Annotated in this window: 10 protein-coding genes; 4 read left to right on the top strand and 6 right to left on the bottom strand. The window is 68.7% G+C overall.

From position 1 onward, the window contains the following. Nucleotides 1-104: 104 nt before the first annotated feature. Nucleotides 105-755, top strand: a complete 651-nt coding sequence (locus tag VKP62_14385; GenBank protein MEB3198384.1) for a hypothetical protein — start codon at nt 105-107, stop codon at nt 753-755. On the opposite strand, the gene VKP62_14380 is transcribed toward VKP62_14385, so the two are convergent. From VKP62_14380 to VKP62_14370, 3 genes are all read right to left on the bottom strand, one after another. Continuing rightward, nucleotides 752-2065: a cyclopropane-fatty-acyl-phospholipid synthase family protein gene (locus VKP62_14380; protein MEB3198383.1), complete on the bottom strand. Its 1314-nt coding sequence runs from the start codon at nt 2063-2065 to the stop codon at nt 752-754. The two genes, VKP62_14385 and VKP62_14380, sit on opposite strands and share 4 nt — an antisense overlap. Continuing rightward, complete coding sequence (locus VKP62_14375) at nt 2062-2982, bottom strand: acyl-CoA desaturase (GenBank protein MEB3198382.1); 921 nt, start codon at nt 2980-2982, stop codon at nt 2062-2064. Before VKP62_14375 ends, VKP62_14380 begins: the two co-directional genes overlap by 4 nt. Before the next feature lie 72 nt (nt 2983-3054). Then, complete coding sequence (locus VKP62_14370) at nt 3055-4521, bottom strand: carotenoid oxygenase family protein (protein ID MEB3198381.1); 1467 nt, start codon at nt 4519-4521, stop codon at nt 3055-3057. Nucleotides 4522-4602: 81 nt separating this feature from the next. On the opposite strand from VKP62_14370, the gene VKP62_14365 reads away from it, so the two are divergent. Beyond that, nucleotides 4603-5325 (top strand): DUF2490 domain-containing protein, encoded by a 723-nt coding sequence (locus VKP62_14365; GenBank protein ID MEB3198380.1) that lies wholly within the window; start codon nt 4603-4605, stop codon nt 5323-5325. Between the two features lie 2 nt (nt 5326-5327). On the opposite strand, the gene nhaD is transcribed toward VKP62_14365, so the two are convergent. Further along, complete coding sequence (gene nhaD / locus VKP62_14360) at nt 5328-6761, bottom strand: sodium:proton antiporter NhaD (GenBank protein ID MEB3198379.1); 1434 nt, start codon at nt 6759-6761, stop codon at nt 5328-5330. A gap of 191 nt (nt 6762-6952) precedes the next feature. On the opposite strand from nhaD, the gene VKP62_14355 reads away from it, so the two are divergent. Beyond that, nucleotides 6953-7927 carry an SDR family oxidoreductase gene (locus VKP62_14355; protein ID MEB3198378.1) on the top strand — a complete coding sequence of 325 codons (975 nt, stop codon included), beginning with the start codon at nt 6953-6955 and terminating at the stop codon, nt 7925-7927. A gap of 107 nt (nt 7928-8034) precedes the next feature. Here the strand turns inward: VKP62_14355 and VKP62_14350 are convergent, their stop codons facing one another. Both VKP62_14350 and VKP62_14345 read right to left on the bottom strand, forming a co-directional pair. Further along, nucleotides 8035-8928, bottom strand: a complete 894-nt coding sequence (locus VKP62_14350) for an exopolyphosphatase (GenBank protein ID MEB3198377.1) — start codon at nt 8926-8928, stop codon at nt 8035-8037. A 193-nt stretch (nt 8929-9121) separates the two neighbouring features. After that, on the bottom strand, nt 9122-11764 hold the full coding sequence (locus tag VKP62_14345) for a hypothetical protein (GenBank protein MEB3198376.1): 2643 nt from the start codon (nt 11762-11764) through the stop codon (nt 9122-9124). A 353-nt stretch (nt 11765-12117) separates the two neighbouring features. Here VKP62_14345 and VKP62_14340 point away from each other — a divergent pair. Beyond that, nucleotides 12118-12430, top strand: a 313-nt coding sequence (locus tag VKP62_14340; protein MEB3198375.1) for a hypothetical protein, incomplete at its 3' end; no start/stop codon positions are given.

The following is a 12430-nucleotide window of genomic DNA, read 5'->3' as shown; positions in this document are numbered from 1 at the left end:
CTCTTGACGGATATTTAACAGAATCTTAGGACGATTTTCCCGATCTTGTTACTCGGCTGTAACCGCCCGACCAGACATGAGCGACAAGCCAGAGGAGAATCATCATGTTGGTCAGCCCTTCCCTTCCCGGCACGCCCGCCGCAGGCCCTGCGCCCGCGACGGTGGCCTCAGCCTCGCCCGGCCTGCCGCTCGCCGAGATGGCGCAGCTCGTGCCGGGCACGGTGGCCGGCTTGCAGAGCGGACGGGCCTGGCAGAAGGCCCTCAGTGCGGCGCGCCGGCGCAGCCGTCCCCGCTATGCCGGGGATTACGGCGGTTACGGCGGCAGCTACGATCGCTACGGCCAGTTCCGCAGCAGCTACAGCCGACGCGGCGGGGCCGAAGTGGGCATGGGAGCCAGTTCGCGCGTGCTGGGGCGACTGGGCAACGCGATCCGGTCCTCGGCGCTCTGGGGCACGGGCCTCTCCCTCGGCTTGAATCTGTGGGCGCTGGCCGAGCGTCGCATCACGGGGGCTCAGGCCGGCGTGAACGTGGTGGGCGACGCGATGGCCTCGGTGGTCGGTGGCACCACCGGGGCGCTGGCCTCCGCCGCCGGCACGGCGATGCTGGGCGGCCTGCTGGGCACGGGCTTGCCGATGGTGCTGGCCGCTGCCGCCCTCGGCATCGGGGGCTATCTGCTGGGCGATGCCTGGCTGCGGCAGACGCGCTTCTTCCAGGACGTGCAGTTGGCCGTCTGGCGGATGCTGGGCGGGGCCTAGACCACGGCCAGGCTGGGCGTCTCCTGAGAAGCTACCGCTGGCAGCGGCAGCTCGATGGGGCCGCGGCGGCAGCCCGGCTTGGTCAGCACCAGCTGTACCACGCCGGTGCAGCGTTCGGCGAACCCGGCCTCGCAGTAGGCCAGGTAGTAGTCCCACAGGCGGATGAAGCGTTCGTCGTAAGGGCCGAGCGCCAGCACCGCCTCGCGGCGGGCCAGAAAGGTGTCGCGCCAGCACTGCAGGGTGCGCGCGTAGTGGGCGGACATGTCCTCCACGTGGAAGAAACCCAGGTCGGTGGCCTGGCCGACCGCGCGCGCCATGGCGCCGATCGAGGTCAGGGCACTGCCCGGGAAGACATAGTGCTGGATGTAATCCACCGAGCGCAGGTAGGCCGCGAAACGCTGCTCCGGCATGGTGATGGCCTGGATCAGCAGCTGGCCATCCGGGCGCAGCAGGCGGCTCAGGGTCGCGAAGTAGTCGTCCATGAAGTCCGCGCCCACGGCCTCGATCATCTCGATCGAGACGAGCTTGTCGAACTGGCCCGTCAGGGTGCGGTAATCCTGCTTGAGCAGGGTGATGCGCTCCGTCAGGCCGGCCTCCGCGATGCGCCGGGACGCCACCTCATACTGGGCGTCCGAGATGGTCGTGGTCGTGACGTGGCAGCCATAGTGACCGGCCGCGTGCAGGGCGAAGCTGCCCCAACCGCTGCCGATCTCGACCACGCGGTCGTTCGGTCCCAGGGCCAGCTTGCGACAGACGCGGTCAAGCTTGGCGATCGAGGCCGCCTCGAGCGGGGTGTCGGGCGTGTCGAACCAGGCGCAGGAGTAGGTCAGGCTGGGGTCGAGGAACAGCGCGAAGAAGTCGTTGCCCAGGTCGTAGTGGTCGCGGATGTTGCGGCGGCTCCCCTGCCGGCTGTTGCGACGCAGGCGGTGCGCCAGGGCCTGGGGCAGGTTCAGCAGGCGCGAGAGCGTCGATTCCATCTCGTCGGCAACCGCCAGGTTGGCCGCGAACAGGCGAATCAGGCTGGGCAGGTCCTGGCTGACCCATTCCCCGCGCAGATAGGCCTCAGCCGCGCCGAGTGAGCCCCCCAGCGCGATGCGACGCCAGGCCGCACCATCCCGAATGGTCAGTTCGGCTTGCAGGTCCGCCCGTTCGCGGCCCCCGAAGGTGTGGCGCTGACCTCCCTCGTGCAGGGTGAGGGTGCCACGCTGAAGGGCCGCGAAGCCTTTCAGCACCAGGGAGCGGCAGAACGCCTGTCCGAGGCCTGTCCGCGCGGGGGTCTCCGGGGTGGTAGGGGCGCCGGTCGGGCTCATGCGGCAGGGACCTCGGATCGGTTCTTCAGCAGAACGTGGGCGGGAACGGGCCGCAGATCCCAGACCAGCCGCAAGGCTGCCAGCAGGCGCAGGCCATAGTATGCCAGGTCAATTTCCCACCAGAAAAAACCCTGGCGGGCCGAACTCTGGTGATGATGGTGGTTGTTGTGCCAGCCCTCGCCGAGCGTCAGCAGCGCCAGCAGCCAGTTGTTGCGGCTGTCATCGTTGGTCTGGTAGCGGCGCGTGCCCCACTGGTGCGAGAGCGAGTTGATCGTGTAGGTGACGTGCCACGTCGCCACCGTCGAGATGGCGAAGCCCCAGACCACCAGCTGCGCGGCGCTGGTGCCGAGGTCGGGCGCCCAGGTCTGCAGGGCGGCGCCGCTGGCCGCCAGCGCGGCCAGCAGGGCCACCGGGCCGACCCAGTCGAAGCGGTCGAGCCAGCGCAGTTCCGGGTAGGCCAGCAGGTCCGTCACGTACTGGCTCTGGGTCGCAAAGCCACGGCCCGTCAGGAACCAGCGCACGTGGCTTTGCCAGAATCCGTACTGGACGGGCGAGTGCAGGTCCTCGGGGCGGTCTGAATGGCGGTGGTGATGCCGGTGATGCGCGGCCCACCAGATCGGCCCGCGCTGGACCGCACTGTTGCCGAGCAGCGCCATCAGGAACTGAAAGGCCCGCGAGGTCTTGAAGGCGCGGTGGGAGAAATAGCGATGGTAAAAGGCCGTGATGGCGAACATGCGCACCAGGTAAAGGCCCACCGCCACCGCGATGGCGGTCGGGCTCACGCCGGTGTACCAGGCCAGGCCGCACAGCGCGTGGATGGCCAGAAAGGGGCCGGCGCGCAGCCAGTCCAGGCGTTCGCCCGCGGCCTCGCGGCCCGTGCTGCCATCAAACCAGGCCAGCAATACCGACAGGTTCATCCAGGATGCGTCCTCTCCAGACCCGGCGGCCGCGGCGCGCCGACATCATCGTCCCCGGGGGGCCAAGTCTTGTCAAACCTTCGCACCAGGCAACCAGGCCCCGTGGAAGGCCAGCGGCAAGAGCGGTAGCGGCACCTGGGCGAGCGGTCCCCGCGCGAGGTCCGTGGCGTCGAAAACGGCCAGCCGCGAGCGCCCCTGCGCGCCATCCGAGAGCACGGCCAGCACGTGCCCCTGGCCCGGGTCCGCCGGGTCCGGCGCGAAGATCGGCTCGCCCACGAAGGTACAGGCGTCCGGCACGCTGAACAGCTGGGCTGCGCGATCGCGATCGTGCAGGTCGATCGCGATCAGGGAATCGAATGGGTCACTGAAGCGCGGGTCTCTTCGGGTCGCGCCAAAGAGCCAGCGGGTGTTTTGTCCCTCATGGGCCGGGTGGATGCGCGGGAAGTCGACCCCATGGGGCGTCAGCAGTTCCCAGCCGGCTTCCGTGGCCTCCGGCGGGATCGTGATGCGGTACAGGCGTTGCGGCCCGCGCGCCTCGGGCAGGGCGAGGTCAAAGGGCTGGTCGGGCCCGCGGTAACCGAATTCCTCACCGAGCGTGAAGCGGTGGAACACGCAGGCATCCACGAACAGCCAGCCGTCTCGTTCGAAGGCATTGGCGAAGTGCAGGATCTGGGCCGCTGCCGGCAGGCGCACGCGGCGCGTGCGGCCACGGCCGTCGCGCGAGACCAGATGCAGCGCGCCGGGCGGGCGATCGTCCGGGGCGACGGCCTGCAGCATGGTGCCGCGGCCGAGCAGCATGCGCGCCAGGCCCGCAGGCCGCACGCGCAGCGGGTTGTCTCCCAGCACGAACCAGCCCGGGGTCAGGGCGAAGTCATGGACAAAGCGCGCGCCGGGAAGCTGGGCGGCGTGACTCTGCACGAGCCGTCCCGCCGGGTCGAACTCGCGAAAGGTCAAACCGGTCTGACGTCCCATGGCCAGGCTGCAGGTCACCAGGCGATCGCAGGCATGGTCGTGGCGCATGTGTGCCAGGGTGGCCTGGCCGGCCAGCGCGCCGCCGAAGGTCTCCTCCCCCCGCGTGGCCAGCGTTTCCGGCTCCAAGGCGTGGGGCACCCCGCCCTCCCAGCCGGCCAGCAGTTGGCCCCCCCACGGCACGATCGTGGTGTTCGCCACGTTGCGGGGCGGGCCGAAACCGAGGTTGTGCCAGAAGCGTGGGCCGCGGTTGGTGGCGAGCCCGCGGTGACGCAGGCGGCCGGCGCTGCGTTCGTCGCGATAGACCCGGGTCTCGACGAAACGGGCCTGCAAGCGCAGCGCGCCATCCGGCAGGAATTCGAAGGCGCGCACGTAGCCGTGGCCGTCGAAGGGATGGGCCAGGCGATCGCCGATGCGGGTCCAGCCCGGGCCGTTCGAAAGCAGGCGCCCCCCTCGCAGGGCGGGCGGAAGGGGGCCTTCTATCTGGCCGGCTGGTACCACCAGCGACATGTCGCCGGGGGCCGCGGTCATGGCGCGATTGAAGGCCCGCGCGCGAGGGTCGGAAGACATCAGCTGCTGGGAGGCCATGGGCGACATGTACCCGCGGCAGGGGTATGTGGCGCTTGCGGTTCCCGCTGAGGAGGCCATCGAATGGGCACGAAATCGCGCGCAGGGTTGGCGCTGGGCCTCGCCCTCGCGGGCCTGGGGGCCTGGCCCAGCCCGGTCCTCGCCGACAGCGAATTCTGGAACGTGCTGGAGGTGCGCGTGCCGCTGGAGCGCCCGGTGCCCTGGAGTCCGCGGGCCTTGCGCGCCGTCAGCAGCAGCCGCTTCGGCTTTCGCTATGGCGGCCTGGGGGTTTCCAGCCTGCGCGTTGGGCCGCTCTGGCAGCCGGCGCCCTGGCTGATGCTGGGCCTCCACGCCAGTGCCTATGCCGAGCAGGCCGGCAATGGGGCCTTCAACCAGATGCTGCGCCTCGAATGTGAGCCGAACCTGCAGGGGGCGATCGGCGACCTGCAGATCAACGACCGCAATCGTCTGGAGTGGCGGCACACGCCGGGCGACGTCTGGTGGCGCTACCGCAATCAGCTGCGCGTGAGCTATCAGCCGGCCGCCTGGAACTGGTGGCCGACGCTGTCGCAGGAGCTGGCCTGGGACCTTCGCCCCGCGCTGCCTTACACGCTGGTGCAAAGCCGTTTCACGGTGGGGGCTGCGCGGGTGATCAACCGGGCCACGCGGCTGACCACCGAGTACATGTGGCGGCAGCGGCCCGACCCGCTGCTGGGCTGGGCCCATGATCACATCCTGATGGTGACCCTGCTCTTTGCCCCGGACCTCACCAGCGAGGCTGGTCGCGGTCACGCCGGCGGCGACTGACTTCAGAACAGGTGGCGGTTGAGCAGCAGGTGGACGCCGATGCTGGCGGCGTAGCCGAGGGCGATCGCCCAGGCCCAGCGCAGGTGCGACGCGAAGCCATAATGCCCGCGGGCCTGCCCCATCAGGGCCACCCCGGCGGCGCTGCCGATCGACAGCAGCGAGCCGCCCACGCCGGCCGTGAGCGTCACCAGCAACCACTGGCCGATCGGCATGTCCGGGTTCATGGACAGCACCGCGAACATGACCGGAATGTTGTCGACCACCGCCGACAGCAGACCCACCAGCACATTCGCGCCGGTGGCGCCCAGACCGCCATACAGCGCCTGCGAGGCCAGCGCCAGGTAGCCCAGCGTGCCCAGCCCGCCGACGGCCATGATCACGCCGTAGAAGAACATCAGCGTGTCCCACTCGGCCCGTTCCATTTGCTTGAAGGGGTCGAAGGGCCCGGCTTTGGGGTGGTTGGCGTCGAGCGAGGGGGCGGCGAACACGTCGTCCGGCTCATCCAGCACCAGTGCCGGGTGATGATTCCGGCGCTGCAGGCCGTAGGCGTAGAGTTTCAGGAGGCCGAGGCCCGTCATCATGCCCACCACCGGCGGCAGGTGCAGCCAGGCGTGGAGCACCACCGCCAGCGCGATCGTGGCGATGAACAGGCCGACCACGACCCAGGCGCCCTCGCGAATCTCGGCCGCCTGTTCGACGTGCGGCGGTTTGCCGGCCCCGATCGCCCAGGCCATCAGGGCCGCCGGCACCAGCCAGTTGACCAGGGCGGGCCCCAGCAACGCAAAGAACTGGCCAAACTGGACCGTGCCCTTCTGCCAGACCATCAGGGTGGTGATGTCGCCAAATGGCGAGAAGGCGCCTCCCGCATTGGCCGCTACCACGATGTTGATGCAGGCCAGCGGCACGAAGCGCGGCTGGGTGGCCCCCACCGAGAGCACCACCGCCCCGGCCACCAGCGCGGTGGTCAGGTTGTCGGCGATCGGGGAGAGGCAGAAGGCAAAGGCCCCGGTGACCCAGAACAGGGCCCGATAGGAAAGCCCCGCCTGCACCAGACGGACGCGCAGGGCATCGAACACGCCGCGCTCCTCGATCGTGTTGACGTAGGTCATCGCGGCGATCAGGAACAGGAACAGCTCGCCGAACTCCATGATGTTGTGGCGCACGGCGGCTTCGGCGACGGCCGGCATGCCGGCCTGCGTGTAACCCAGGGCCACCAGGATCCAGATCAGGCCGGCGGCCACCAGCATGGGCTTGGATTTGCGCAGGTGCAGCCGCTCTTCGGCCATCACCAGGGCGTAGCCGAGCACGAACACCGCCAGCGCGGCGAGCGCCTGCCAGTGGCCGGTCAGATCGACGCCCGCAGGGGTGTGCCCGGCACTGGCCAGGACCGGCGCGCAGCCCCATACGAGGAGCGTCAAGGCGAGCAGAGCAGACATCGACCAGGGTCCTTTCCGGGCGACAGAGCCTGAGCCGTTGGTCCGGCTGGCTCGCTGAGGATGGTATCACGCCCGCGAGCGGGGCGTTCAAAGCGGCGCGGAGATGGTTCAATGGAGTGCTCGGGGTGTCGCCCCGGCGGCCTGCGCGCAGCGAAGGCGCCCGGCCTGTGCCCAGACCTTGGAGGTTTCCGATGGCCCGCCCCTTGATGTGTCCCCCCGACCTGTTGCAACTCGACCTGGCCGGTCGCACCTACCTCGTGACCGGGGGGAATTCCGGTATTGGCCTGGTGACGGTGCGCCAGCTGGCCAAGCAGGGCGCCCGCGTGATCCTGGCCTGTCGCCGGCCGGCCGAGGGCGAGCGCGTGCGCCAGGAAATCGCCCAGGGGCGCGCGCGCGGCGAGGTGACGGTCGCGCCGCTCGACCTGGCCCGGCTCGACTCCGTGCGCGCCTTCGCGCAGGAATTCCTGGCGGCGAACCAGCCGCTCCACGGCCTGGTCAACAATGCGGGGGTGATGAACACGCCTCACGGCAAGACCCCGGACGGCTTTGAAAGCCAGTTCGGCACCAACCACCTGGGCCACTACCTGCTGACCGAATTGCTGCTGCCGGCTCTGCAACGGGCGGAGGCCGGGCGCATCGTCAACGTGGCCAGCTGCTACCACGACCTCGCCTTTGGTCGTGAGGGCCGCATCGACTTCGATGACCTGCATTTCGACCGTCGCCCCTACGATGGCTGGGCGGCTTATGCTCAGTCGAAGCTGGCCAACGTGCTGCATGCCCGGCAGCTGGCCCGGCGCCTGGCCGGCAGCGGGATCACCGCCGTCAGCGTGCATCCGGGCTGGGTGCGCACCAACCTGATCAGTGGGACCATTCCGCTCTGGGTGCAGGACATCGCCTTGCGCCCGATCCTGCGCCTGGCCGGCATGCTGGAACCCTGGGAAGGCACCCAGACGACGCTCTACGCCTTGCTCTCGCCCGAGGTTCCGGCTCACCCTGGGGCGTATTTCAGCCAGCTGGGGCTCTATCGCGACCGCAGTGCCAACCGGGGCGGCTGGCCGCTGCATTCCCCCAACCCGGTGGTGCATGACGACGCCGTGGCGGAGCGCCTCGACCAGGTAAGTCGAGATCTGGTGGGGCTGGCCCGCACACAAGCGGCGAGCGCGTGACCCCCCGACCCGGCGCATCGTGACGGGCGGAGCCAGGGCGGCGCGCACCTTTTGGCCGGCGGGACGCAGGGCTGGTCCCCGCGTCCCGTGGCTGGCTCGGCGGCGGGTCAGCCGTCGGCGTTCAGGCGCGTGACGATGGCCTGGACGATCTGATCGGCCAACTCGTTGTCCACCTGGCAGGTGCCGGCGTTCAGGTGTCCGCCCCCGCCGTAGTGCAGCGCGATCTCGCCCACGTTGGTGCGTGAACTGCGATTGAAGATCGATTTGCCGATGGCCAGCGCGGTGTTCTGCTTGCGGAAGCCATCCAGCACGTGGATCGAGATGTTGCAGTCCGGGAACAGCGCGTAAATCATGAAGCGGTTGCCCGGCCAGATCGGGTCCTGGTCACGCAGATCGAGCACCACCACATTGCCGTGCACGGTCGCGCGTTCCTGCAACTGCTGCTTGAACTTGGCCGCGTGGTTCTGGTAGAGGTCCCGGCGCTCACGCACGTCGGGCAATTCGAGGATGTCCGCGATCTTCATCGTGCGGCATTTTTCGATCAGGTCCATCATCAGGTTGTAGTTCGAGATCCGGAATTCCCGGAAGCGCCCCAGGCCCGTGCGGGCATCCATCAGGAAACTCAGCAGTTCCCAGCCCTGCGGCTCGAGCACGTCGCTCATCGTGAACTGCGCGCTGTCGGCCTTGTCGACGGCCGCCATCATCTCGTCGAAGAAGGCCGGGAAGCGGTCCGCGCCGCCAAAGTGCCGATAGACCACCCGGGCCGCCGAAGGGGCCTCGGCGTCGATCACGTGGTTGGTCAGTCCCTTGGGGTTGCGCACGGTCTCGCTCAGGTGATGGTCGAACACCAGGTGCGCCTGCTCCACGTAGGGCAGGTTGGTCACGATGTCACGTTCGGTGATCGGAATCTTGCCGTCTTGCATGTCCTTGGGATGGACGAACAGGATGTCGTCGATCATGTCGAGTTCCCGCAGCAGCACGGCACAGACGAGGCCGTCCATGTCCGAGCGGGTGACAAGGCGATAGGTTTGCTTTTCCTGAACGGTCACGACAATCTCCTGTGGTCAGCGGGTCAGCGCACAAGGGCGGCACCCACTCTTTACCCCAAATTCGCCCGGGCTTCCGGGACGACGACGGCCTGCCCGGAGCATCAGGCTCCGGAATTGTGGGCCGGCTTGCGGCCGACACGCGCCATCAGAGGCGCTCGCGCGGGATGCGGCGGACCTGTCGACGAATGCGGTCCCGCAGGTACAGGTTGCCTGCGGCATCGAACTGAAGGTCCTCTGCCACCCCGACCGAGTCATCGAGCGTCTTGCCTCCCAGCAGCGAGGTGCCTTGCCCGGCGAAGACTTCGGCGGCTTCTCCGGGTTTCTGGCGTCGGATCCGGCGATCGCCGTAGTTCCCCAGGGTGTAGGCCGTGGCATCGCCTTCGTAAAGGCGACCTTGCTGGTCCTGCGCCTCCGCGGCCAGCACACCAGCCGGCGCCGCCGACAGGCTGCCGTCGGCCGCGACCAGGAAGTGTCGGGTCTTGTCGGGGGATTGGAAGCTCTTGCGCCCTCGCAGGTGCAGGCCGCCGTCCGGGGAGAAGACCAGCTTGGCAATGTCTTCCAGCCCCGCGGCCGCAGGCACCAGCACGGAGGGGGTGTCCTCCCCGGCTTTCAGACGCAGCACCTGGGCCTGCACCGCTCCCGCGCCGTTTCCCGACGTGTGGCGCGAGACCACGATCGTGCCGTCCGGGGCGACGGCCCAGGCGTGCATCGAAATGTTCCAGGCATTGCCCCACGTCCTGGTTTCCGAGAGGATGATGCGCCAATCACCGCCCACGCTGCTTTGACGCAGGATGACCTCCTTGCTCGGGCTGAAGCCGCGCGCCAGCAAGCGCCCATCCGCCAGCCGATGCACCCCGGTGAAGGTCACGGCCTGGTTCGGCTCCACCTGCAGGCCCTTCGAGGCGATGATTTCCGCCGCTGCCTGAGGCGGCACCTTCATCAGGGCCCCATTGTCGGCAATCAGCAGCGTTCCATCCGGGGCGACGTGCAAGCCTTCCGGGTTGGCCAGCGGAATCCGACCGTCGCGTGTGAGTCCCTTCGGCAAGCCGTCGATGCCCGCGATGATGGGGGCCGTGCCATCCGCTTCGATGCGGCGCACCACGGCGTTGAAGCTGTCCGTCATGTCGCTGGCGTAAATCACGCCATCCAGGCCTTCGCGAATCCAGGAAACCCCTGGGCGGAGGGCGCTCGTCGGCAGCAACACCCGCTCCGTCCCATCCGGTTTGACCTGATGAATCTGCCCGTCGTCAGCCGACACGTAGAAGAAATTGCCGCGCGAATCCAGGCTGGTCAGCGTGGAACCTTCCGCGATCCAGCTCTTGTGCAGCAGCAACTCGGGGGGCGCATCAGGACTGAAACCGTACAACTCACCGTTGGCGATTCCCATCCAGCTGCGGCCTTGGGGCAACTCGGTGAGTCCGCCCGACGCGTACACACTGCCCGTGTCCGCCAATTTGACCTTGCTGCCGCCGGGAGGCAGGGCCCACAGGCCTCCGGCGGCTTGCGCCACCAGCGTCCCGTCCGGTCGCAGGTGCGCATGGGGGAGCACGGTCCCTGCGAAGGCCGCATCGAGATCCGCCTGACGGTGCAGCGTCGTGACCTTGCCATCCGGCTCGAGCCGCCACACGCCGTGCTTGTCCTCGTGAACCGTGAGTCGGCCCTGGGCATCGCACCAGGCCCCCCAGCAGTATTCCAGGCTGATCTCCGAGGCCTGTTGTCCCTGCCGGTCAGCCGGCTCATTGCGGGGCACCTCGCCATTCCCGGCGGCGATCTCCAGGCGCCCATCCGGCGTGACACGCCAGAAGAGGTGGTCATTGACCGCGTGGAGGTACAACGTCCCGTCGCTGGCCGCGGCGCTGGCCCGGATGGTGCCCATGAAGACCTGGTCGGCCGGCAGCCCGAGGCCGAGGTTCGAGGCGCCGGCGGGGATCAGGATCTGGCGTACCAGTTCCAGTTGCTTGCCGAACGCGCTGTCGTTGCGCTGCAGGGTTTCCGCTTTCGTCAGGATCGTCTCGCTGGCCAGCGAGGCGGCCGTCGGGCTTTCCCCCGCGGCCCGGGCGGCGATCGCCACGGTCTCGGCTTCCACCTGGGCGCTCAGCTTGTTGAGGGTGGCCTGCGGATCCGGCTGCGTGCGCACGTAGCGTTGCAACACGAACGAGGTCACCAGGGTCGAGGCGTAATCGACGTCCGCTTGGCTCACGCCGGGCGCGACGACGCGGGAGAGTGCCCCGGACAGGCCTTTGGGGGTCACATTGACGATCATGGCCTGCGGGGGCAAGGCCGTGGTGAAGGCATAGGCCCCGGCGGTGTCCGTCTCCGTGAGCAGCGGCTGGCCGTCCGGCCCGCGCAAGGGGCTGCCGTTCGCGTCCAGCAAGGTCACGCGGGCCTGCGGAACGGGAACCTGGGAGAGCTTGGTTTGAAGCAGACGATAGCTGCCTCCGTGCTTGCCGACCAGCGAGCCGCCGGCGTCGCCAATCAGCGCGCCGCCGGCGTCGCCGATCAGGGTGGCTGGCGCCAGGGCCCTGCCGGCCAGCGTGACCCCGCCGGTAGGCCGCCGCGCGGCCGTGCCGACGGCGAGTCCGTCGTTTGCCTGAACCGCTGACGTGCGGTCTGGCGGGCTTTCCGGCTGCTCGGGCAAGCCCGCCTGCGAGGAAGGGCCAGACGCGGACGGGGTGGCTTTGTCTCGCTTCATTCCGGCCGCGCTGGGGCGGGTCGGCGAGGTCAGGGGCGTGGCGCAGGCGGCGAGCGCCAGCGCCACAGCCAGTACGAGGTGGCGATCGAACGGCATGTTGCTCCTTTACCCCGGATTCGGGCGGCATGGCGCCATCACCTGCCGATCACCTCACGTGGCGGCGGGGCCCACGGCCTGGCTACTTCACCGTTCGCCAGCTGGAATCCGCGTTCGGATCGTCCGCGTGGGGTCTCGGCCGGGTTTTCAGCGGCTTGCTCTGCTTGAGAACAAGCGCGGGATTTCGCCTCCCATTTTCGTTTCAGATGCGACCAAGGTGGGGTACGAAACCAGCAGTCAGACCGCATCGCCTTCGCCAGCGAGCGCAGCGCTGCCCGGTTCACGCCAAACCAGACCACGACTCGTTGCCGGCCAAGCGCCTCAGCGACCGTGACCAGAGAGGAGCGATCACCATGGGCTTCGATGCATTCGGAGCTTCCGGCCCCCAACCGAGCGGGCCCAAGTTCAAGATCACCCAGAAAAATGGCGAGGCCTGCCTGAAACGCGTCAACACCGGGGGCCCCATTCAGGACGTCGGCTACAAGTGTGTTCCCGTCCGCGACATCAAGAAGCTGGAAGACCTCAAGTCGCGCCTGGAAGGCCGGGATGACCAGCGCAACCTCTCCCCGGCCGCCAAACAGGCGACCTCGGCTCCCGCTCCGACACCGAAGCGGGCACCGGCGGGCAAAGAGGTCGACCTTTTCAACGACGTGAACGTGCCGGCCG

The organism is Candidatus Sericytochromatia bacterium (assembly GCA_035285325.1).
GTDB lineage: Bacteria > Cyanobacteriota > Sericytochromatia > S15B-MN24 > JAQBPE01 > JAYKJB01.
The sequence above is the reverse complement of the archived record's forward strand: the minus strand, read 5'-3'. Positions and strand labels throughout refer to the sequence as shown.